At 70.7% G+C, this 20,910-nt stretch carries 20 protein-coding genes and 1 pseudogene; 12 read left to right on the plus strand and 9 right to left on the minus strand.

Annotated elements, in window-relative coordinates:
* Window positions 1-2: 2 nt before the first annotated feature.
* The 3 genes and pseudogenes from ACFZDC_RS22870 to ACFZDC_RS22880 form a co-directional block, all read right to left on the minus strand.
* Window positions 3-830, minus strand: coding sequence for a hypothetical protein (locus tag ACFZDC_RS22870; protein WP_391326498.1), 828 nt, complete (start codon window positions 828-830; stop codon window positions 3-5).
* Complete coding sequence (locus tag ACFZDC_RS22875; protein WP_391326500.1) at window positions 830-1,369, minus strand: SigE family RNA polymerase sigma factor; 540 nt, start codon at window positions 1,367-1,369, stop codon at window positions 830-832. The genes ACFZDC_RS22870 and ACFZDC_RS22875 overlap by 1 nt, the downstream gene beginning before the upstream one ends.
* A gap of 206 nt (window positions 1,370-1,575) precedes the next feature.
* Window positions 1,576-2,761: pseudogene (locus ACFZDC_RS22880) on the minus strand (Nonspecific lipid-transfer protein).
* A 163-nt stretch (window positions 2,762-2,924) separates the two neighbouring features.
* Here ACFZDC_RS22880 and ACFZDC_RS22885 point away from each other — a divergent pair.
* The 5 genes from ACFZDC_RS22885 to ACFZDC_RS22905 all read left to right on the plus strand — a co-directional run bounded on the left by ACFZDC_RS22885 (window position 2,925) and on the right by ACFZDC_RS22905 (window position 8,528).
* Complete coding sequence (locus ACFZDC_RS22885) at window positions 2,925-4,667, plus strand: MFS transporter (RefSeq protein WP_391326502.1); 1,743 nt, start codon at window positions 2,925-2,927, stop codon at window positions 4,665-4,667.
* Window positions 4,668-4,773: 106 nt separating this feature from the next.
* Complete coding sequence (locus tag ACFZDC_RS22890; protein WP_391326503.1) at window positions 4,774-5,424, plus strand: class I SAM-dependent methyltransferase; 651 nt, start codon at window positions 4,774-4,776, stop codon at window positions 5,422-5,424.
* Between the two features lie 90 nt (window positions 5,425-5,514).
* Window positions 5,515-6,492: an N-acetylmuramoyl-L-alanine amidase gene (locus tag ACFZDC_RS22895; protein WP_391326505.1), complete on the plus strand. Its 978-nt coding sequence runs from the start codon at window positions 5,515-5,517 to the stop codon at window positions 6,490-6,492.
* An 83-nt stretch (window positions 6,493-6,575) separates the two neighbouring features.
* Window positions 6,576-7,403, plus strand: a complete 828-nt coding sequence (locus ACFZDC_RS22900) for a hypothetical protein (RefSeq protein WP_391326507.1) — start codon at window positions 6,576-6,578, stop codon at window positions 7,401-7,403.
* A 114-nt stretch (window positions 7,404-7,517) separates the two neighbouring features.
* Window positions 7,518-8,528 carry an LLM class F420-dependent oxidoreductase gene (locus tag ACFZDC_RS22905; protein ID WP_391326509.1) on the plus strand — a complete coding sequence of 337 codons (1,011 nt, stop codon included), beginning with the start codon at window positions 7,518-7,520 and terminating at the stop codon, window positions 8,526-8,528.
* A gap of 73 nt (window positions 8,529-8,601) precedes the next feature.
* Here the strand turns inward: ACFZDC_RS22905 and ACFZDC_RS22910 are convergent, their stop codons facing one another.
* The gene (locus ACFZDC_RS22910) at window positions 8,602-9,174 is read right to left on the minus strand and encodes a hypothetical protein (RefSeq protein ID WP_391326511.1); all 573 of its coding nucleotides are present in this window, start codon (window positions 9,172-9,174) and stop codon (window positions 8,602-8,604) included.
* A 138-nt stretch (window positions 9,175-9,312) separates the two neighbouring features.
* On the opposite strand from ACFZDC_RS22910, the gene ACFZDC_RS22915 reads away from it, so the two are divergent.
* Window positions 9,313-9,603 (plus strand): hypothetical protein, encoded by a 291-nt coding sequence (locus tag ACFZDC_RS22915; protein WP_391326512.1) that lies wholly within the window; start codon window positions 9,313-9,315, stop codon window positions 9,601-9,603.
* A 26-nt stretch (window positions 9,604-9,629) separates the two neighbouring features.
* Here ACFZDC_RS22915 and ACFZDC_RS22920 read toward each other — a convergent pair whose 3' ends face one another.
* From ACFZDC_RS22920 to ACFZDC_RS22930, 3 genes are read right to left on the minus strand one after another with little or no spacing between them, the layout of a single operon-like run.
* Window positions 9,630-10,700, minus strand: a complete 1,071-nt coding sequence (locus ACFZDC_RS22920; protein WP_391326514.1) for a prenyltransferase/squalene oxidase repeat-containing protein — start codon at window positions 10,698-10,700, stop codon at window positions 9,630-9,632.
* The gene (locus ACFZDC_RS22925; RefSeq protein WP_391326516.1) at window positions 10,697-11,440 is read right to left on the minus strand and encodes a methyltransferase domain-containing protein; all 744 of its coding nucleotides are present in this window, start codon (window positions 11,438-11,440) and stop codon (window positions 10,697-10,699) included. Before ACFZDC_RS22925 ends, ACFZDC_RS22920 begins: the two co-directional genes overlap by 4 nt.
* Window positions 11,434-12,846, minus strand: a complete 1,413-nt coding sequence (locus ACFZDC_RS22930) for a glycosyltransferase (RefSeq protein ID WP_391326518.1) — start codon at window positions 12,844-12,846, stop codon at window positions 11,434-11,436. Before ACFZDC_RS22930 ends, ACFZDC_RS22925 begins: the two co-directional genes overlap by 7 nt.
* A gap of 219 nt (window positions 12,847-13,065) precedes the next feature.
* Here ACFZDC_RS22930 and ACFZDC_RS22935 point away from each other — a divergent pair, with 219 nt between their 5' ends.
* From ACFZDC_RS22935 to ACFZDC_RS22960, 6 genes are all read left to right on the plus strand, one after another.
* The gene (locus tag ACFZDC_RS22935) at window positions 13,066-13,698 is read left to right on the plus strand and encodes a TetR family transcriptional regulator (RefSeq protein ID WP_391326520.1); all 633 of its coding nucleotides are present in this window, start codon (window positions 13,066-13,068) and stop codon (window positions 13,696-13,698) included.
* Between the two features lie 257 nt (window positions 13,699-13,955).
* On the plus strand, window positions 13,956-14,384 hold the full coding sequence (locus tag ACFZDC_RS22940; RefSeq protein WP_391326522.1) for a hypothetical protein: 429 nt from the start codon (window positions 13,956-13,958) through the stop codon (window positions 14,382-14,384).
* A complete protein-coding gene (locus tag ACFZDC_RS22945) occupies window positions 14,381-15,031 on the plus strand; it encodes a hypothetical protein (protein ID WP_391326524.1) in 651 nt (216 codons plus the stop codon). The genes ACFZDC_RS22940 and ACFZDC_RS22945 overlap by 4 nt, the downstream gene beginning before the upstream one ends.
* Window positions 15,031-16,695 carry a putative T7SS-secreted protein gene (locus ACFZDC_RS22950; protein WP_391326525.1) on the plus strand — a complete coding sequence of 555 codons (1,665 nt, stop codon included), beginning with the start codon at window positions 15,031-15,033 and terminating at the stop codon, window positions 16,693-16,695. The genes ACFZDC_RS22945 and ACFZDC_RS22950 overlap by 1 nt, the downstream gene beginning before the upstream one ends.
* A 27-nt stretch (window positions 16,696-16,722) precedes the next feature.
* Window positions 16,723-17,136 (plus strand): DUF4279 domain-containing protein, encoded by a 414-nt coding sequence (locus ACFZDC_RS22955; protein ID WP_391326527.1) that lies wholly within the window; start codon window positions 16,723-16,725, stop codon window positions 17,134-17,136.
* A gap of 10 nt (window positions 17,137-17,146) precedes the next feature.
* Entirely contained in the window at window positions 17,147-17,590 is a 444-nt protein-coding gene (locus ACFZDC_RS22960) for a hypothetical protein (RefSeq protein ID WP_391326528.1), read from the plus strand.
* Window positions 17,591-18,332: 742 nt separating this feature from the next.
* Here ACFZDC_RS22960 and ACFZDC_RS22965 read toward each other — a convergent pair.
* Together ACFZDC_RS22965 and ACFZDC_RS22970 are read right to left on the minus strand one after the other, a co-directional pair.
* The gene (locus ACFZDC_RS22965; protein WP_391326530.1) at window positions 18,333-18,566 is read right to left on the minus strand and encodes a 4Fe-4S domain-containing protein; all 234 of its coding nucleotides are present in this window, start codon (window positions 18,564-18,566) and stop codon (window positions 18,333-18,335) included.
* Window positions 18,567-18,568: 2 nt separating this feature from the next.
* Window positions 18,569-20,020 (minus strand): aldehyde dehydrogenase family protein, encoded by a 1,452-nt coding sequence (locus ACFZDC_RS22970; RefSeq protein ID WP_391326532.1) that lies wholly within the window; start codon window positions 20,018-20,020, stop codon window positions 18,569-18,571.
* Between the last annotated feature and the right edge of the window lie 890 nt (window positions 20,021-20,910).

Here is a 20,910-nt window from a genome sequence, read left to right on the forward strand (position 1 = left end):
GGTCACTTCGTCACTTCCGCCGTCCCATAGGACGTTCCCGCCGGGGCCGTGCACACGAACCAGTTGGCCCCCTGGAAGCCGTCGACCGAGCGGATCGCCGATCCCGTGTCGTGGGCGGAGAAGCCGTCGGCCGGCTCGGCCACGGCCGTCGTGCCGTCCTTCCAGTGGCAGGTGACCCGCCGTGCGGTCTTGGCGACGATGCCGATCACCAGCCGGTCTGAGCTCTCGCCGCCGATTCCCAGACGGGTCGCCGCGGACTCCAGGTCCGTGCCCGAGAAGTCCTCGAACTTCTCGACCGAGTTGAACATGACCTGCTGGGGCCGGCCGGTGTCGCCCCAGCCCCGGGTCGCGAAGTACGAGATCCTGCCGATCAGGTCGGCGGGCTTGCGCGCGTCCGCCGGCTTCAGGCCCAGCTCGGCCATCGCGTCGAACTGCCGGTCCGCCTCGGCCTCGTCGCGCGGGGCTCCCCACACCTGGACACTGACGTGCCACTCCTCGCCCCGGTGGGTCCCCCGCGCCAGCTCGGTCCGCTGCGGCTCGTACACATGCCGCGCCTCGGGGGAGGACGGCGGCTTCGCCACGTCCACGGTCGCCCGTTGGCCCCCGTGGCCGTCGCCCGGCAACCCCGTCACCGCCAGGGCGCCCGTCGAGCCGGCCACCACCAGCGCCGTGGCCGTCGCCACCGCCCAGCGCCGCGCCCTGCGCCGCCGGCCGCGGCGCATGACCGCCTGCACCGGAGCCGTGCCGATGGCCACCTCGTCCGCGGCCTCCGCGAGGAGGAAGGTGATGTCCGACTGTGTCATCTCGTGGTTCTCCCGGTCCGCGCTCATCACTTCCGCCCTCCCTGCATCGCCGTCCCGGCCAGTCCCGGAACGGTGCGGAGTTTCGCAATCCCCTTGGCCGCGTTGCTCTTGACCGTCCCGACCGAGCAGCCCATCGCCTGCGCCGCCTGGGTCTCGGTCAGGTCCTCCCAGTAGCGCAGCACAACCGCTTCCCGCTGCCGCGCGGGCAGGTGGGCGAGCGCCATGAGCAGGGTGCTGCGGTCGTCCGCCTGCGCGATCCGGTCGCCCGTGTCGGCCACCTCGTGTGCCAGGCCCGAGTCGTCGCTCGGCGCCAGGAACTCCTTCAGCCGTCTTCTGTGTCGGCGCGCATGCGCATTGATCATCACGCGCCGTACGTACGCCTCCGGGTCGTCGGCCGAGCCGACCCTGCGCCAGGCCACGTAGACCCGCTCCAGCGTCGACTGGACCAGGTCCTCGGCGGCGTGCTGCTCCCCCGTGAGGAGAAATGCCGTACGCATCAGCCGCGGCCAGCGGCCGGCCATGAAGCTCTGGAACTCCTCGTCCCGAGCCGACTTCCGATCCCCCATGGGCACCTCCTGTATGTCAGAAGGAGTCCACGGGCCGCCCGGACCGTTGCCTCATCCGGCGGAACTCGAAGATGTTTTTCGCGCGGCCACGCCTTCATCAGCACCGCCCCGCCCAGCAACAGCGCCGCGCCGGCGGGGAAGGCGAGCGCGCGGCGCTCCGGCAGGGGCCTCGGGTCCGCACCCCCACCGGGTCCTGGGTCGCGGGCCTACACCGCCCGCAGGAGTGTCACGACCGCCGCCCCGCCCAGACCGATGCTGTGCGCGAGCCCCACCCGGGCGCCGGGCACCTGCCGTTCCCCCGCCTCGCCGCGCAGCTGCCACACCAGTTCGGCGGCCTGGGCGAGACCGGTCGCGCCCAGCGGATGGCCCTTGGAGATCAGCCCGCCGGAGGGGTTCACCACCCAGCGGCCCCCGTACGTCGTCGCCCCCGACTCCACGAGCTTGCCGGACTCGCCGGCCGGACACATGCCGAGCGCCTCGTAGGTCAGCAGTTCGTTGACGGAGAAGCAGTCGTGCAGCTCCACGACGTCCACGTCCCCGATGCCGAGCCCGGCCCGCTCGTACACCTGCCGGGCCGCCTCGCGGGACATCGGCTGCCCGACCACGTCGATGCACGAGCCGGACGCGAAGGACTCCCCGGTGTCGGTGGTCATGGCCTGCGCGACGATCTCGACCAGACCGCTCAGGGAGCGTTCCTCGGCGAACCGCTCCGACACCACCACGGCCGCCGCCGCGCCGTCCGAGGTCGGCGAGCACTGCAGCTTGGTCAGCGGCTGGTGCACCGTGCGCGCGGCGAGGACCTCGTCCACCTCGTACGCGTCCCGGAACTGGGCGTAGGGGTTGTGCGCGGAGTGGCGGTGGTTCTTGGCGGCGACCGCGGCGAGCTGCGCCTCGGTGGTGCCGTACCTCTCCATGTGCGCGCGGGCCGCGCCACCGAAGATCTGCGCGGTCGGCGGGGTCGCCTCGAAGCCGTGCCGGGCGGCCATGATCCCGTAGTGGCGGGCGACCGGTGAGGTGGCGAAATCTCCTCCACCGGCCCCGCCGCCGAGCGCGCCCTTCCTCATCTTCTCGAAGCCCGGCGCCGGCGCGCAGTCACAGCCGCCGCCCTCGACCAGCTGCCGGGCCGGCATGAGCGCGGTGGCGCCGGTCGCGCAGTTGTTGTTGACGTTGTAGACGGGGACTCGGTCAGGCCGAGTTCGTAGGCGGCGCGCCGGCCGGCGGTCGAGGCCTGGAAGCGTAGCCGACGGGAACCTGTTCCACGTCGGCGTACGAGATCCCGGCGTCCGTGAGTGCCGCACCCCCTGCCTCCCGCACCATGTCCCAGTACTGCCATTCCCTGGTCTCCGGCTTCTCGAAGCGGGTCATCCCGACTCCGGCGACGTAGGCCCTCATGGCGCGCCACAGCAGAACGTGTTCCATTAACACACCAGCCCATGACGGCAGATCAGAAACCCATGGAAAGGTCAAGAATTCATTAGGGGCCCGAAGCAACGGAATAGTTGCCTGTGCATACGAGGTTGACCGAGCACTCATGTCACGCGGGAGGCCTCACTCAATGACGCGCACAACGACCGACCGGCCCGAGCGGAGGGCCGGCGGGGCCGTGGTCCCGGTGCTCGCCTTCGCGGGCATCGTGGTCGCGGTGATGCAGACCCTGCTCGTGCCGGTCATCAAGGACCTGCCCCAGTTGCTGGACACCGCCCCCAGCAACGCCACCTGGGTCCTCACCTCGACCCTGCTGTCCGGCGCCGTGGCCACCCCGATCATGGGCCGGCTCGGCGACCTCTACGGCAAGCGGCGGATGCTGATCCTCAGCCTCGCCGTGATGGTGATCGGCGCCCTGGTCAGCGCGCTCACCAGCCAGCTGCTCACCATGATCGTGGGCCGCACCCTCCAGGGCTTCGCCATGGGCGCGATCCCGCTGGGCATCGGCCTGATGCGGGACATGCTGCCGCGCGAGCGGCTCGGCTCGGCCATGGCCCTGATGAGCTCCTCGATCGGCGTCGGCGGCGGCCTCGCGCTGCCCGCCGCGGCCCTCGTCGCCCAGCACACCGACTGGCACGCCCTGTTCTACGGCGCCGCCGGCCTCGGCGTGCTCGCGATCGTCCTCACCCTCCTCGCCGTACCGGAGTCCCCGATGCGCGCCGAGGGCACCTTCGACCTGCTGGGCGCCCTGGGGCTGTCCACGGGACTGGTGCTGCTCCTGCTCCCGATCACCAAGGGCAGCGACTGGGGCTGGTCCTCCGGCACGACGCTCGGCCTGTTCGCCGCCTCCGTCGCCGTGCTCCTCCTGTGGGGCCTGTTCGAGCTGCGCGTCCCGGCGCCCCTGGTCGACCTGCGCACCACCGCCCGCCCGGCCGTGCTGTTCACCAACCTCGCCTCGATCATGGTCGGCGTCAGCTTCTACGTCGTCTCGCTGGTCCTCCCCCAGCTGCTCCAACTGCCCACCGCGACCGGCTACGGCCTCGGCCAGTCCATGGTCGTCGCGGGCCTGTGCGTGGCCCCGCTGGGCCTGACGATGATGTTCACGGCACCGGTCTACGCCCGCCTGTCCGCCCGCTACGGCCCCAAGGTCACCCTGATCATCGGCCTGATGATCATCGCCGTCGGCTACGGCGGCGGCCTCGGCCTGATGGACGCGGCCTGGCAGACCATCGTCACCTCGGTCGTCCTCGGCGCCGGCATCGGCCTCGCCTACTCCTCCCTGCCCGCGCTGATCGTCGGCGCGGTTCCGGCCTCGGAGACCGGCGCGGCCAACGGCCTCAACACCCTGATGCGCTCCATCGGCACGTCCGTCTCCAGCGCCGTCATCGGCATGGTGCTGGCCAACACCGCGAACCACACCAGCGGGATCGCCGTCCCGACCATGCACGGCTTCCGCGTCTCCTTCCTGATCGCCACGGCCGCCGTCGCCGTGGGCCTGCTGCTCGCGGTGTTCCTGCCCAAGGCACCCCGCCCCGCCCAGCACACCCGGCTGCGCGCCAGCAGCGAGGAGGAGGCGGGCATCGAGCACGCCGAGCAGATGCTGCGCGGCTTCCGCGGCCGGGTCCTGGACGCCGGCGGCGGCCCCGTCGCCCGCGCCAAGGTGACCCTGATCGACCGCCGGGGCCGCCAGGCGGGCGCCACCGTCTCGGCGGAGGACGGCAGTTACGCCCTCACGGTCCCCGCCCAGGGCCCGTACGTCCTGGCCGCGCGGGCGGCCGGGCACGGACCGCTCGCCTCCTCCGCGACCCACACCGGCGACGAGCGCCCCGTCGAGCTGGACCTCTCCCTGCCGGGCGAGACCGTCAGCGCCTGACCTCCCGCTGAGATCCATCCCACGCGTACCCCCTGTCGCCTCGGCGTCGGGGGGTACGACAGCATGGGGCGCCGAGAACGTCGTACGACCGAGAGGACCGACCCCCATGCCCGCGGCACCCAAGCCCGAGATCCTGGCCGCGTTCGAGGCGGCGAAGGGGTTCATGCCCGTGGACGAGGGGCTGGCCCTGTACGCGGCCGCGGTGGAGGCCGGACGGCTCGGGCTGCCACTGCTGGAGGTGGGCACCTACTGCGGGCGGTCCACCGTCCTGCTCGCGGACGCGGCCCGCGAGGCCGGGCTCACCGCGCTGACCGTCGACCACCACCGGGGCAGCGAGGAGCAGCAGCCCGGCTGGGAGTACCACGACCCGGAGACGGTCGACCCGGAGCTCGGCCTCATGGACACCCTCCCGACCTTCCGCCGGACCCTGCACAGGGCCGGTCTGGAGGACCACGTGGTGGCACTCGTCGGCCGCTCGCCCCAGGTCGCGGCCGTCTGGAACTCCCCGCTCGGCCTCGTCTTCATCGACGGCGGTCACACCGACGAGCACGCCACCGCGGACTACGAGGGGTGGGCTCCGCACGTCGCCGAGGGTGGACTGCTCGTCATCCACGACGTGTTCCCGGACCCCGAGGACGAGTTCACCGGCCAGGCGCCGTACCGGGTCTACCTGCGGGCCCTGGAGTCGGGCGCGTTCACGGAGGTCTCCGTGACCGGATCGTTGCGCGTGCTGCGGCGGACCGGGGCCGGGGTCTGACCCGAGCGGGCACCTCAGCTTCCCGACCCCGCCACCCATTGGGACCTCTCGGGCATGTGGACGCCCTGCGCGGCCGCTAGGGTGGCAGGCGTGTCGTACGTAGGCCCGGACTTCGATCCCCCGCAGCCGCGCCGGCCCCGGCGCGGACCACTGACCGTCGCGCTCGCCGCGCTGGTGCCCGGCGCGCTGCTCGGCTGGCTCGTCTACGAGGCGGTGGGCGGGTCGGGCGGCTCCTCCGGCGCCGCGGGCACCGCCGCGTCCTCCTCGACCGTCTCGTCCTCCTCCCGCGCGCCCGCGGCGTCGGCCGCAACTCCCGGGACGAACAGGTCCACCAACGACGCCAAGCAGCCGAGCGCGACGCCCACCACCTCGGCCCCCGCCGCCTCCGGCGCCCTCAAGGGCAAAGTGATCGTCGTCGACCCGGGCCACAACCCCGGCAACTTCCGGCACCCGGCCGAGATCAACCGCCAGGTGGACATCGGCACCAACAAGAAGGAGTGCGACACCACCGGCACGTCCACCAACGCGGGCTACACGGAGGCGCGGTTCACCCTGGACGTGGCCCACCGGTTGCGCACGATCCTGGAACGGCAGGGCGCCACCGTGAAGTTGACACACGACGGGGACTCACCGCCCTGGGGGCCCTGCGTCGACGAGCGCGCCCGGATCGGCAACACGGCGCACGCGGACGCCGCCATCTCCATCCACGCCGACGGCTCGGCCGAGGGCGACCGCGGCTTCCACGTCATCCTCCCGGCGTCCGTGCACGCCGGCGCCGCCGACACCCGCCCCATCGTCGCCTCCTCCCGTGACCTCGGCGAACGCGTCGCGGGCACGTTCCTCCGGGTCACGGGCGAACCCCCCTCCAACTACGTGGGCGAAGGTACCGGTCTCGTCACACGTCAGGACCTGGGCGGTCTCAATCTGTCAACGGTTCCCAAGGTCTTCATCGAGTGCGGCAATATGCGCGATAGCAAGGACGCGGCACTCCTCACCAGTGGCACCTGGCGGCAGAAGGCGGCGCAAGGAATCTCTGAGGGAATCGTGAGTTTCCTGCGCCAGTCGTGACCGGCGGGCGGAACCGGGCGGACAGGCCGATCTTGCGGACGATAGTGTCTACCGACGACGAGACGACCTACGAAGGACCTGAAGTGAATATCCGCTCCCTCACTAGAGGCGACGGCGTGGTGATCGGAGCAGCGGTGCTGCTGTTCATCGCGTCGTTCCTCGACAACTACTCGAACGACGGGGCATCGGACGGCCTCGACCTGCCGAACCTGTGGGCAAGCGGACCGGTCCTGCTCAGCGTCGTCCTGGCGGGGATCATCGGCGCCGCGTTGATCATCGTCTCCCGTGCCCTGCCGCAGCAGCGCAAGGTCGCGGGCCTGGACCTCGGGCAGTTCGGCGCCGCCTTCACAGTGTTCGCCGCTTGGAGCGCCCTCGGCAACGTCATCGACCCGGCCGGTGGCGCGAACAACTTCTCCGGCATCAGCAGCGACGGTCCGAGCGCGGGCACGGGCCTGATCATCGCCCTCATCGCCACCCTCGTCATGGCCGGCGCCGCCATCGCCACCCCCCTCGTCCCCGCGCTGCAGGCCGGCCTGCTCCCGGCTCCCAAGCCGGCCGCCCCGCAGCCCTACGGCGCCCAGCCGCCCGGTGGTTACGGCTACCCGGGTGCCCAGCCGCAGCAGCCGTACGGCGCCCAGCCGCAGCCGGGTCAGCCGTTCGGGCAGCAGCCGGCCCCCCAGGCCGCCGCTCCGGCGCCGCAGTCGGCCACCGCGGACTTCTCGCCGTTCTGGTTCGCCGTGCCGGTGACGCGTCCGCTGTTCGCCGAGGACGGCTCACCGACGCCGATCGCCGAACTGGCGCCCGGCACCTGGTACTTGGCCGTGGAGCAGCGCGGTGCGGCCCTGGTGGCGCAGACGCAGGACGGCCGCCGTGGTGTGCTCCAGGACACCTCCGGGATCCAGCGCGGCTGAGCACACACCGCACCGGTACCGTCGCGCACGGCCCCACGCCCTTCCGGGCGTGGGGCCGTTGCCGTACAGTCGCCTCGCGGCACGGTGACTGACGGCTCGTCAGGAGGCAGGCGCATGCGGCTCGGTCTCGCACTCGGCTACTGGGGACGCGGCCCGGACGCCGGTCACATACCGCTGGCCCGCGAGGCGGAGCGCCTCGGCTACCACTCCGTGTGGACGGCCGAGGCCTGGGGCTCGGACTGCTTCACCCCGCTGACCTGGATCGCCGCGCAAACATCAACGATCAGGCTGGGCACGGGCGTTGCGCAGATGGCGGCCCGCACGCCGACCGCCACCGCGATGCACGCGCTCACCCTGGACCACCTCTCCGGCGGCCGCGTGCTGCTCGGACTCGGCCTTTCGGGTCCCCAGGTGGTGGAGGGCTGGTACGGCCGCCCGTTCCCGAAGTCGCCGCTGACCGCCACCCGGGAGTACGTGGACGTCGTACGGCAGGTGCTGAGGCGGGAGGCGCCGGTGGCGTCGGACGGCCGCTTCCATCCACTGCCGTACCGGGGGCCGGACGGCACGGGTCTGGGCAAGCCGCTGAAGCCGATCACCCATCCCCTGCGCGGCGACCTGCCCGTCCTGCTCGGTGCGGAGGGCCCGAAGAACGTCGCCCAGACGGTCCGGATCGCCGACGGCTGGCTGCCGCTGTACTGGGCGCCGAGCCGGCCCGAGGTGTACGGGGGCGCCGTACGGCAGTTGCCCGAGGGGTTCCTGGTGGCACCGTCGGCCCGGGTGAAGGTGTGCGACGACGTGGCCGAGGGTCTGCTGCCGGTGAAGGCCATGCTCGGCTTCTACATCGGCGGGATGGGGCACGGGGCCCGCAACTTCCACGCCGACCTCATGGCCCGTATGGGGTACGAGGAGGAGGCGCGACGGATCCAGGAGCTGTTCCTTGCCGGGCGGCGGGAGGAGGCCGTGCTGGCCGTGCCGGACGCGTTCGCCGACGAGATCTCCCTGGTCGGTCCGCGTGAACGCATCGCGGAACGCCTGGAGCTGTGGCGCAAGGGTCCGGTGACGGACCTGCTCGCCCTGTCACCGGACCCGCACACCCTTCGGGTGCTGGCGGAGCTGAACTCCTAGTCCCGTCGTCGAACTCCCGTCGTGCGCCCGCAGGGCGGGCCCCACGGGGCGGACGGGAGTGCGCCGACAGGGCTTAACCGCCGGACAGCTGGGAGGAGGACGGCACCTGGTCCTTGACCGGCGCGCCGGCACTCTTGCCCGCATCCTTGACCTGGTTGATGATGTTGTCGAAGGAGCCGGCCGCGTCACCGTCGCCCTTGCGCAGCTTGGCCGGCAGGCTCTTCAGGCCCTCGATGCCGGCGGTGAGCGGCGCGAGCGCCTTGGAGAGCAGCGGGTCGCCCTGGGCGTTCTTCTGGGCCGCCTTCAGCCGGTTGTAGGCGAAGGCGCCGGCCAGACCGGCCTTCACCAGGGCCACCTTGCGGCCCTTGGCGCCCTTCTTGAACTTGCCGGCCTTCCACGGTTTCACGATCCACTGGTAGGTGGCGCCGGCCGCGAGGCCCGCGTTGGCCACGAAGCGGGTCTTGGCGAACTTCTGGCGCTCGGCGGACGTGCTCGGGCTGGGCGTGGCCTGCTCGGCGGCGGGCACCGTCGAGGCGGTCGCCTGCGTACTGGTGGTCTTCTCGCTGCTGCCGCAGGCGGTGGAGCCGGCCAGCAGGGCGCAGCACACGGTGAGCGCCACGCAGAGGCGCCGTATCGGTACGGGCACGGGATCCTCCGGACATGTCTCCCCGAGCGGTTGTTTCCTCAGGCAGCCTCGCCCGGGCGGCCGGTGTGCGCCACCCGGGTGGCTCCGTCCGGGTGGCCGGGCTTGTTTCACCGGGCCGGAAGCGGTAATCCGAAGGACATGTCTCGATATCGCACTGGCGCGAATCAGGCCGGGACGGTCATCGCGATCGTCGCCGACATCATGGCCCTCATCCTCGGCCTGTGGATTCTGATGTACCTACTGGACGCGAACCGGGCCAACAGCCTGGTCCAGTTCGTGCACGACGCCGCCGCCTGGCTGGCCGGCTGGTCCCACGACCTCTTCACGTTCAACGAGGCCTGGGCCCGGGTGGTCGCCGGTTACGGCCTCGCCGCCGTGGTCTACCTGTTCGTGGGCCACGCCATCGCCAACCGGATGCACCGGCACTGAGCCCGGATGGGACCCCGATCGCTCCGCTAGCGGCAGCAGTCGGGGTCCAGTCCGGACGGCAGGTGCTCCCCTCCGAACACCGCGCACGTGGCATCGTGGCCGCCCAGGGCTGCGACGGCGAGCAGCAGGGAGCCCGCCGTCCAGGTCGTGAGTTCCTGGGGCCAGACGGCGCCGTCGTCGAAGACGTAACCCGTCCAGTACAGGCCGGTCTCCGGATCGCGCAGGTGCTGGATGGACTGGAGGATCTCCAGGGAGCGGTCGGACTCGCCCATCGCCCACAGGGCCAGGGCGAGTTCGCTGGACTCCCCGCCGGTCACCCAGGGGTTGGGGACGACGCAGCGCACGCCGAGCCCGGGCACGACGAAGCGGTCCCAGTCCGCCTCGATGCGGGACTTGGCCTCCGCGCCGGTCAGCGCACCGCCGAGGACCGGGTAGTACCAGTCCATCGAGTAGCGGTCCTTGTCGAGGAAGCGCTCGGGGTGACGGCGGATCGCGTGGCGCAGCGCGCCGACGGCCAACTCCCAGTCCGGCTGCGGCTCTTCGCGCTGTTCCGCGATGGCGAGCGCGCAGCGCAGGGCGTGGTGGATGGAGGAACTGCCCGTCAGCAGCGCGTCGGCCGTCGGCGTGCCGTCGTCCTCGCGGCGCCAGCCGATCTGGCCGCCGGGCTGCTGCAGCCGCAGCACCCACTCCATCGCCGCGTAGACGGTGGGCCACATGCCGTCGAGGAACGTGTCGTCGCCGGTGGACAGGTAGTGGTGCCAGACGCCCACGGCTATGTAGGCGACGAAGTTCGACTCGCGGGCGCGGTCGGTGACGTCGTCGTGGGCGCCGTCGGCGTAGGCGGCGTACCAGGAGCCGTCCTCGTTCTGGTGGGTGGCGAGCCAGGTGTAGGCCCGCTCGGCGGCCTCGTGCTCGCCGGCCGCGTCCAGGGCCATGGCGGCCTCGGTGTGGTCCCACGGGTCCAGGTGGTGCCCGCGGAACCACGGGATCGCGCCGTCCTCCCGCTGCGCGGCGAGGATGCCGCGGACGGTCGCGGCGGCCTGCTCGGCGGTGAGGACCCCGGGCAGGACGAGGTGTTCTGTCCGGGGGGTGGTCACGTGGCGTCCGCCTCGGAAAGCCGGGGCAGATGGGGCTTGGTCGCGTAGACGACGAAGCTCTTGCCGATGACCGGGTTCAGCGCCTGCTCGGCGACCCGGGTGGCCAGCGGCTTCTTCATGATGTCCCAGACCAGCAGCTTGTGGTACGCCCGCACCGGCAGCGCCTTGTCGTTGTCGACGCCGAACGCGCACTTCAGCCACCAGTACGGCGAGTGCAGCGCGTGCGCGTGGTGGGTGCCGTACGGCTTCAGGCCCGCCTCGCGGATCCTGGCCAGCAGCTCGTCGGCCTTGTAGATGCGGATGTGGCCGCCCTCGACCTCGTGGTAGGCGTCGGACAGGGCCCAGCAGACCTTCTCGGGACCGTAGCGCGGCACGGTGACGGCGATCCGGCCGCCCGGCTTCAGCACGCGCACCATCTCGGCGAGCACGCCCTTGTCGTCGGGGATGTGCTCCATCACCTCGGAGATGATGACGACGTCGAAGGACTCGTCGGGGAAGGGCAGCGCGAGGGCGTCCCCCTCCATCGCGGTCGCCGTCGCCCCGGCAGGGGCCTCACCGGCCTCCTTCATCGCCGCGAACCACTTGGCGACCTCGCGGATCTCCTCGCCGTTCTGGTCGAGTGCCACCACCTGGGCGCCACGCCGGTAGCACTCGAAGGCGTGCCGGCCGGCCCCACAGCCGAGGTCCAGGACACGGTCGCCTGGGGCGAGCGGGAACCGGGAGAAGTCGACGGTCAGCACGTGGCCCTGCTTTCGCGGTCGGAGGTTTCGCGGTCGGAGGCGAGTGGTTCTTCGAGTACGGCCGCCGGCGCGGCTGCCGGCCCCGCCGGGGCGCTTGCCGGGCTCCCGTGGCGGGCGATGGCAGCGCGGTACCGGGCCACGGTCCCCTCGGCGGCGCGCGCCCAGGTGAACCGCTCCAGCACCCGCGCCCGGCCCGCCGTACCGAGCCGCACGCGCAGCTCCGGGTCGCCCAGCAGCCGGCCCAGCCCGGCGGCCAGCGCCCCCGTGTCGCCGGGCGGTACGGCGAGGCAGGTCTCGCCGTCGCGCCCCGTGACCTCGGGGATGGCGCCGCCGGTGGTGGCGACCAGCGGGGTGCCGGTGGCCATGGCCTCGGCGGCGGGCAGCGAGAAGCCCTCGTAGAGCGAGGGCACGCAGGCGACCTCGGCCGAACGGATCAGGTCGACCAGTTCGGCGTCGGAGATGCCCTTGACGAACTCGACTGCGCCTTCGAGGCCGTAGCGCTCGATCGCCTGGGCGACCGGGCCCTCCTGGGGGCGCTTGCCGACGACGACGAGGTGGGCGGCAGGGTGCTCGGTGCGCACCTTGGCGAGCGCCTCGACGAGGAACACCAGGCCCTTGAGAGGCACGTCGGCGCTGGAGGTGGTGACGATCCGGCCGGGCACCTCGGCCACGGCCGGATTCGGCGCGAACAGGTCGGTGTCGGCGCCGATGTGGACGACGTGGACGCGGTCGTCGCGGACGCCGAGGTGGTCCACGATCTCCTGGCGGGAGCTGCCGGAGACGGTGAGCACCGAGGGCAGACGGCGGGCGACGCGCTTCTGCATGCGGGTGAAGGCGTACCAGCGGCGCACGGACAGGCGGCGCTTGCGGCCCTCGGCCGCGTCCAGCTCCAGCTGCCGGTCGACGGTGATGGGGTGGTGGATGGTGGTGACCAGGGGGGCGCCGATGTCGCCCAGCAGGCCGTAGCCGAGCGTCTGGTTGTCGTGGACGACGTCGAACTCGCCGCGCCGGGCACGCAGATGGCGGCGGGCGCGCAGGGAGAACGTCAGCGGCTCGGGGAAGCCGCCGGTCCACATGGTGGCGACCTCCAGGGCGTCGATCCAGTCCCGGTACTCCTCCCGCCCGGGGGTGCGGAAGGGGTCGGGCTGGCGGTAGAGGTCGAGGCTGGGCAGCTCGGTCAGGCTCAGGCCGTCGTATCCCTCGTCCAGGACGGGATAGGGCTGGGAGCCGATGACCTCCACCCGGTGGCCGAGGCGGGCCAGCTCACGGGAGAGGTGCCGTACGTACACGCCTTGGCCGCCGCAGAAGGGGTTCCCTTTATAGGTGAGAAGCGCGATGTGGAGCGGTCGCTCGCCGTCGGCTGCGAGGTCCTGGTGGGGACCCGCCTGACTGGCCTCAGCGGTCACTCTGGGCCCCCTTCTCCCTGCACTGTCCCGCGAGACTACGACGGGACGCTAATCTAGAACAAGTTTCAGACTTGATCGTTCAAGAGGCTCTGAATCTACCGGCAGGTAGGGGCCCTGTGAGCAGTGGATCAGGTGATTCACGCCACGGCACGGACCCCCGCCTGCAGGATGATCACATGCCCTACAGATGCCCTCACCGACCGTCACGGAACGGGACCCATGCCTGCGGAATCCAAGCTGGAAGCCAGTAGCGTCCGGCCCCCTTCGGCGCCGCTGACGGAGCGGCAGGCGGCCCGCCGCCGCCGGATCCTGCACGCGAGCGCGCAGCTGGCCAGCCGGGGCGGTTTCGACGCCGTTCAGATGCGCGAGGTCGCCGAGTCCTCGCAGGTGGCCCTCGGCACGCTGTACCGCTACTTCCCGTCCAAGGTGCATCTGCTGGTCGCCACCATGCAGGACCAGCTCGAGCACATGCACGGCACGCTGCGCAAGAAGCCCCCGACGGGCGCCACGGCGGCCGAGCGGGTCGCGGAGACCCTGATGCGGGCCTTCCGCGCCCTGCAGCGCGAACCGCACCTGGCCGACGCGATGGTCCGCGCCCTCACTTTCGCCGACCGCAGCGTCTCCCCCGAGGTCGACCAGGTCTCCCGGCAGACCACGGCGATCATCCTGGACGCGATGGGCCTGGAGCACCCGGGCCCCGAGCAGCTCTCCGCGGTCCGCGTCATCGAGCACACCTGGCACTCGGCCCTGATCACCTGGCTCTCGGGCCGCGCCTCCATCGCCCAGGTGAAGATCGACATCGAGACGGTGTGCCGCCTGATCGACCTGACGGAGCCCGGGGCCGCGCGCTGACCCGGCTGTGACAAGGGTGTGACGGGGGCGGGTTGTTCCCTGTCGCTGCAGTGGTGATGATGGGCGGCATGTCTGAACACGGGGGCGGCGCAGACGAGTCACCGCACAACGACATTCCACGGTCACGTCTTGCCGACTACGCGGAGACGACGGTTTCTCCGCAGGTGCACCGAGCACCGCAGGAGGAAGCGGGGCCGCAGTCCGTGGCGGGGCCGGACTCGTTAGCGGGGCCGCAGTCCGTGGCGCAGCCGCAGTCCGTGGCGCAGCCGGCAGCGGCCGCCGAAGAGGCGGCGGTCGACGCCCGCAGACGCGATTTCGCCGCTCTGCTCGGTGAGTTCCGCCGCACCGCCGTGCTCGTCCCACTGGGCGGGGGCCCGGGCCCGGAAGGCGAACGCGGTCTGCTGACCGCGGATTTGAACGGCATCCGTTTCATCCTGGCCTTCTCCGACGAGCAGGCGCTGGCCCGTTACGCCGTCGCACGCGGTGAGGCGGCGCGCGAGTGGACGTATCAGACCGTGCTCGGCGCACGCCTGCTGGATGTGGCCGTCCCCGCGGCCGGGGTGCCCTGTGGAGTGGCACTGGACTGCGCGGACGGGGAGGAGGGCATGGTCTTCCCGCCGGTGCGCGGGATCGTGCCGGACGAGGCGGCGCTGGACGTCGACGCGGACACGGGGGACATGACGTGACCGAGGGCGGCAAGGACCTGAAGGCCGACGGGCTCGCTCTGATCGCCAAGGGCCTGACCGAGGCGCTGGGCGAGCTGAAAGAGCTGGGCATGGTGGGCGAGGCCGGGGCCGGGCGTGGCTTCGGTGACATCGCCCTGTCCGGGCTGGAACTCGGACACGAGGGGCTGACGGGGGACTTCACGTCGTTCTGCGAGCGCTGGGAGTGGGGCGTGCGGTCGCTGATCGACGAGGGCAACGGGTTCGCCGTGAAGACGGGTCTGTCGGCCGGTACGTACTACGAGACCGAGCAGTACGTCGAGGGCAGCTTCAAGGTCGTCGCGAACGCGGCCGTCGGCAATCCGTACGCCTCCGAGGAGGAGGTGGAGAAGATGGGCTGGGGCGACATCGCCACGTCCGGCGCCTACGGCGGTGTGGACTACAGCAAGGAGTCCTTCGACCGGGCCATGGCCAACAGCGGGCAGGCCTGGAAGGACGCGGGCCGGGACGTGATGACCTCGCACACCGTGGGCCCGCTGGGCCTGAACCCCGAGAACCTGCACGGCGCGTTCGGTGTGTCGGACCAGGAGTACGACCAGTACCTGGACGACACCTTCGGCCCCTCCCCCGAGGCCCGCGCCAAGGCCGCCGAGCAGGGCGGTGAGGGCTGATGGGTCTGGGCGACCTGACCAACTCGCTCCTGGGGGGTGCCGAGGACCTCTACGACGCGGGCAAGAAAAAGCTCGGCGAGGGTGTCGACTGGGCCACGGACAAGCTGGGCGAGGGCCTGGACCACGTGGGTCTGCACGACTGGGCCGACGGTGTGGAGGACTGGGGCGACGAGGTCGCCTCGGACCTGGGCGCCACCCCGGGCGAGCAGCAGCTGGGCCAGACCGAGGAGGCCGATGAACTCGTCCACGGCAGCCCGGACAGGATCCGCGCGAGCGCCAAGCATCTGAGGGACTTCCACGGCGCCTTCGACAAGGTGAGTTCGGGGCTGAAGAAGGTCGACCCCTCCGGCTGGCAGGGCGAGGGCGGTGACGCGTTCCGGGAGAAGTTCGGCGTCCATCCCACCAAGTGGGCGCAGGCCGCGGAGGCGTGCGACGCGGCGGCGGGGGCGCTGGAGTCGTACGCGGGCACCGTCATATGGGCGCAGGAGCAGGCCAAGGAAGCCGTCGAGCTGTACAAGAAGGGCGTGAAGGCGTCCAAGGACGCGGTCGACGCGTACAACAAGAAGGTCGACGCCTACAACGCCAAGATCAAGGCGAACGAGGACCCGGGCCCCAAGCCGGAGCCGTTCAAGGACCCCGGCAAGGCCGACGTCAAGGCGGCCGTCGAGAAGCTCGCCGAGGCCCGCAAGCAGCGCAACACGGCCGCCTCCGAGGCGCAGGGCAAGGTGAAGGCGGCCCTCGCGCACGCGCCCGCCGAACCGCCGCCGTTGGAGCGCCTCGGCCACGACTTCACGGACGGCTACCAGGCCGTCAACACCGAGCTTACCCATGTCGTCGGCGGCGCGCTCAAGGGCACGGCCGGGCTGCTGAACTTCGCCCGCGGCCTGAACCCCATGGACCCCTACAACCTCACCCACCCGGCCGCCTACCTGCAGAACGTCAACATGACGCTCGCCGGCCTGGTCTCCACCGCCTCGCATCCCGAGCGGGTCGTGCAGGCCGCCGTCGACGGCTTCAAGAAGGATCCGTCGGAGTTCGTCGGCCGCCTCATCCCCGAGCTGATCGGCACCAAGGGCGCGGGACTGGCCCGGGGCGGACTGCGCATGGCGACGAAGGAGGGCCTGGAGTCGGCGGCGCAACGCGGACTGCGGGAGGGTCTCGAGCGTCAGGCCGCCAGAGGTTCCGCGGACGCCATGCCCGAGCGCGCCGACGCCATGCAGGCGCTGCGCGACTCCAACCCGCAGATAGTGGACAAGAAATGGCCGGACACTGATGGCCGTTACTATGCGGACCGGGTGCTGGCCGGTGGCCGTCCGGACGGGGAGAAGGTCTTCGCCGGTCATGGCTATCTTGAACGCAGGGCCGGGGAAACAGTGGTTCCCGAGGGCACCAATATCTCTTTCTACGTGCAGCACGGAGACGCACTTCCCGGACTCAACGGCCTGACCGTCGAGCGGGGTGTGTATCCGGGAGGTTACGTGGAGACATTCGGACCGGGCGACGTGATTCCGAACTACACGCTGGCGCCTCCCGCCTCGACGGGCGGCGGAGGTTTCAGCGTGTTCGAGAATTCGACGACCGTCGGCAAAGAGACCGCACTGAGCGAGCTGCTGAAGCCCGGCATGGGTAATGTTCACTGGGCGGCGTGCCGTGAGCTCAAGTAGAATGTCCCCATCTGTGAGGAGCCGTACATGGATGTAAAAGAAAAACGCCACTGGGTGTTGACGGATGTGTCACTCGTCATCAAGGGACGTGATCTCCAGCCCGAGGAGATCACGTCCTTCCTCGGTATCGAGCCCACTGGTGTGCGAAACCCGGGACCCAGCAAATGGGGTCGCCCGGGCGAGGTCGACGGAGAGTGGGGGATCAACTGCAACTCGAACGTCAGCAGGGACTTTCACGAGCAGCTGGGCAACATCCTTTCCACTGCGGAAAGCAAGCGGACCGAGCTCGCGCAACTGGTCGAGCAAGGATACGAGGTGATCGTCGACATCTACGGATTCTCCGGGAACGACTGCACCCTCGCCCTCCAGCCGGAGGAACTCAAGCGAATCGCACTTCTAGGATTCCCGCTCCGGGTCGCGGCCAATATGAACGAACGCTGAAAGAACAGTCATGGAACCTGGAGCGAAGTTGAAGCCGTGGGGTAACTTGAGCACGTCCCTGGTCGTATCAGGTCAGGAAGTGAATTCCGCTTTTCTGCTTGCCGAGTTGCAACTGGCCGACAGTGCAGAGTTCTCTTCGTCCGAAGGTGTGGGCATCTATTCCGGCCCCGGCTGGGCCACGTTCACCGTTGACGAGCGACACTCGAAAAGCGCCGACGAACAGGCCGCGGAACTTATCCGATTCCTCAGCCCCCGCAAGCTGGCGCTCGACGCGCTGAAAGAGGCGGGAAAACCGGTGAAGGTCGATATGGCAGGCGTTGCCGAGTCAGGATCGGGACTCTACGTCTCGCCGGACGTTCTTGCAGGTCTTGCAGAGCTGGGAGTCCCTGTCACCTTCACGACGGTCCGGGCATCCGGGGAGGACGAGGAAGACCCACTCGCCTGGCTCGACTGAACCCCGGACGGGCGCGAGGAGCGTGCGGAAGCCTGCCACGCGCGCGTTGCGGGGGACCACGGCGTTCATGGCCGTCATGGCCGGGGCCGTGCCCGAGGGCATCGACACGGCACGGGCACGCTTCGGCCGCTACGCGCGCAGCCTCTGCGATCGTCACCCCGCCCTGCCGGCCGTGGCAGCCGCCCCACCCGCCCGTGCACACGGCCCGGTCCCATCCCGCCGACGGCGATCCGGACAGTGCGGCGGAACGGCAGCCGGCCCTGCTGGACGCGTGACGAGGCACCCTCGCGCGGATGGGCGGATCAAGGGATGAAGGACCGACGAGGACGTCGGCCCCTGGGAACACCCCCGGACACGACAAGACCTACGAGACGGGTTCCCTTCGCCGGCATGGTCCGGATCAGGTGATGGGGGTCGCCTTCCGGCCTGACTGCTGCCTTCCGGCCTCTCAGCCCTACCGTCGCTGTCGGCCTCGGCGGATGCCTTTTGCGTCACGCCGAAGTCGGCTACTCCGGTCGGACTCCCTCACTCGCCTCGTAGGCTGGTTTCAGGATAATCCTCGCCAGCACGACAGAACCCACCAAATAGGGAATTTTTCGACCATGTCGACCGAGGAGGCGCCGCCCCCTAGCAGACCGCCTCACGTCCGTCCCAGCCCCGTCGGCCTCGGACTCGTGCACTCTTTCGCCACCGCGGTCGGTCCGTCGGAACCGCAGGAGCGTACCCCGCGGCTCCGGCACCGCTACTCCTCGGGCGGGAACACCGGCTCCCCGCTGCCCACCAGCGTGATCGTGATCGCCTCCACCGGGCAGCTCTCGGCCGCCCCCAGGAGCTGTTCGCTCGCGTCGGCGTCCGGTTCGACGGGGTGGGACTGGCGGGCCGAATCGAGGCGGAAGCCGTCCGCGGCGTGGTGGAGGCACTGGGCCGAGCCGACGCACACGGACCGGTCGACCTCGATGTGCCAGCGGTCGCCCATGTCTAGGCCCCCGCCGGCAGGTGGATCATCTTGTGCTCGAGGTACTCGCCGTAGCCCTCGGGGCCGAACTCCCGCCCCAGCCCTGAGTTCTTGTAGCCGCCGAACGGGCCGAGCATGTCGAGGCTGAAGGTGTTGACGGAGTAGGTGCCGGTACGGACCTGCCGGGCGACCTCGATGCCGTGCTCGACGTCGGCCGTCCACACGCTGCCGGACAGGCCGTAGTCCGAGTCGTTGGCGATCTCCACCGCTTCCTGTTCGTCGCCGTAGGGAAGGAGGCAGATCACCGGGCCGAAGATCTCCTCCCGGGCGATCCGCATGGAGTTGTCGACGCCGCCGAAGAGGGTGGGCTCCACGTACCAGCCCTTCTCCAGCCCGGCCGGGCGGCCGCCGCCGGTGAGGATCTTGGCGCCCTCCTCCTGGCCGATCCGGATGTAGTCGAGGTTGCGCCGCTGCTGCCGCTGGGCGACCAGCGGGCCGACCTGGGTGGCCGGGTCCAGCGGGTCGCCGACCTTCAGGGCGCTCGCCGCCTGTGCGAAGGCGTCCGCGAACTCGTCGTAGCGGGTGCGCGGTACGAGAATCCGGGTCTGCGCGACACACGCCTGCCCGTTGTTCATCCAGGCCGCCGGGACGATCCCCGACACGGCCGCCTGAAGGTCCGCGTCCGGCAGCACGACCGCCGCCGACTTGCCGCCCAGTTCCAGCGTGACCCGGGTGAGGTTGCCGGCGGCCACCTCCATCACCCGCCTGCCCGCCGCGACGGAGCCGGTGAAGGAGACCTTGTCGACGCCGGGGTGCCCGACCAGGTACTCGCTGACCTCGCGGTCTGCGGGCAGGATCGACAGGACGCCCTCCGGCAGACCGGCCTCGCGCGCGATCTCGCCGAGCAGGTACGCGTCCAGCGGGGACTCCGGGGACGGCTTGAGCACGACCGTGCAGCCGGTCAGCAACGCGGGGGCGAGCTTGGCGGCGGCGACGAACTGGGGGACGTTCCACGGGACGACGGCGGCGACCACGCCGACCGGTTCGCGCCGTACGAGGATCGGGCCGAGCGCTCCGCCGCGGCGCTCCTCGTAGGTGAAGCCCCGAGCGACCCCGATCGCCGCGTCCCAGACCATCATCGCGCCGAGCGCCTGGGCGAGGATGCTCCAGGAGTACGGGGAGCCGTTCTCGGCGGAGATCACCCGGGCGATCTCCTCGTGCCGGGCGGCGATGCCGTCCTTGATCCGGGTGACGACCTCGATCCGCTCCTCCAGCGTGGCGCGCGGCCAGGGACCCTCGTCGAAGGCGCGGCGCGCCACGGCCACCGCCCGGTCGACGTCCTCCCGTGAGGCGTGCGGCACCCGGCCGATGACCTCCTCGGTGTGCGGGGAGATCACCTCGATGACGTCCTTGCCCAGGGGGCCGGTCAACTCCCCGCCGATGAACAGCTGTCCGTGTTCCACGAGCTCGGTCATGGCCGACTGCCTCCCGCCGCACCGCATGTTTCTGACGCTGTTTCAGAACTGATATCAGTTCAAGTCAAAGTAGTCCACGGACAGGGCGAGAATGCCCCTGACCAGCGGTTTCCCGATGATCAGGGGCAGGTTCGGAACCCGTGGGGCGTCAGGGGGCCGTCGGGGGCTTGCGGGCCGTGCCGTACATCGCGTCGACAGCCTTCCGCGTACGCGTCTCGCTGCTCGGCATGAGATGGGTGTAGGTGCGGAGCGTGAACCCGGCGTCGGCATGGCCGAGGTGGGCGCCCGACGATTCGCGCTGTCGTCGCGGAGGCGGAGAGCGCCATAGGTGGTTGCGTAGCGATGTTCTTCGTGGCCTTGGTGATTCTGGGCATCGTCGCTGCCTGCAGCAGGTGACGCACCTTCCCGGCACGTACCACCGCGCGATTTCTGGGCCGTCCCCGGGCCGTGCGAGGCCGACCAACGCCAACCAACAACGACGAATCCCACGGCATCTGAGCAGTTCAGAGCCGTGGGCTTCGTCAGTCCCGCTGGTCAGTGAGACCGCTGATCAGTAGACCGGCAAGTTAGGCCCGCACCGAGCAGGTTGCAGCCGCCAAGGGTGCCGTCCCCTTCAGGGCCGATGAGGGTCGCTTCCTGCCAGGAGGCGACCGCGGCTGGTTGCAACGCGGAGTACGTCTCGCAAGGCCCCGGTCAGTTCCTTGGCCAACCGGCGCAGTGAGCTGCTCTGAGTTTGGTGGAGTCCCTGATGCCAGGGTTACGATCCTGGCGAAGGAGATTCACCAGCACCATGCCCAGGGCTTGCGCAAGTTCCCGGGATCGCCCAACTGGCGTGAGAACGCTGCGGGTTGGGGTGGACGATAGAGCGGACACGGGATCCGTGATCATTC

Source organism: Streptomyces sp. NPDC007905 (genome assembly GCF_042959345.1).
Classification (GTDB): Bacteria; Actinomycetota; Actinomycetes; order Streptomycetales; family Streptomycetaceae; genus Streptomyces.

Coding starts and splice junctions, on each gene's coding strand:
- ACFZDC_RS22870 (WP_391326498.1), bottom strand. CDS start 830: ATGAGCGCGGACCGGGAGAACCACGAGATGACACAGTCGGACATCACC.
- ACFZDC_RS22875 (WP_391326500.1), bottom strand. CDS start 1,369: ATGGGGGATCGGAAGTCGGCTCGGGACGAGGAGTTCCAGAGCTTCATG.
- ACFZDC_RS22885 (WP_391326502.1), top strand. CDS start 2,925: ATGACGCGCACAACGACCGACCGGCCCGAGCGGAGGGCCGGCGGGGCC.
- ACFZDC_RS22890 (WP_391326503.1), top strand. CDS start 4,774: ATGCCCGCGGCACCCAAGCCCGAGATCCTGGCCGCGTTCGAGGCGGCG.
- ACFZDC_RS22905 (WP_391326509.1), top strand. CDS start 7,518: ATGCGGCTCGGTCTCGCACTCGGCTACTGGGGACGCGGCCCGGACGCC.
- ACFZDC_RS22915 (WP_391326512.1), top strand. CDS start 9,313: ATGTCTCGATATCGCACTGGCGCGAATCAGGCCGGGACGGTCATCGCG.
- ACFZDC_RS22935 (WP_391326520.1), top strand. CDS start 13,066: ATGCCTGCGGAATCCAAGCTGGAAGCCAGTAGCGTCCGGCCCCCTTCG.
- ACFZDC_RS22950 (WP_391326525.1), top strand. CDS start 15,031: ATGGGTCTGGGCGACCTGACCAACTCGCTCCTGGGGGGTGCCGAGGAC.
- ACFZDC_RS22955 (WP_391326527.1), top strand. CDS start 16,723: ATGGATGTAAAAGAAAAACGCCACTGGGTGTTGACGGATGTGTCACTC.
- ACFZDC_RS22960 (WP_391326528.1), top strand. CDS start 17,147: ATGGAACCTGGAGCGAAGTTGAAGCCGTGGGGTAACTTGAGCACGTCC.
- ACFZDC_RS22965 (WP_391326530.1), bottom strand. CDS start 18,566: ATGGGCGACCGCTGGCACATCGAGGTCGACCGGTCCGTGTGCGTCGGC.
- ACFZDC_RS22970 (WP_391326532.1), bottom strand. CDS start 20,020: ATGACCGAGCTCGTGGAACACGGACAGCTGTTCATCGGCGGGGAGTTG.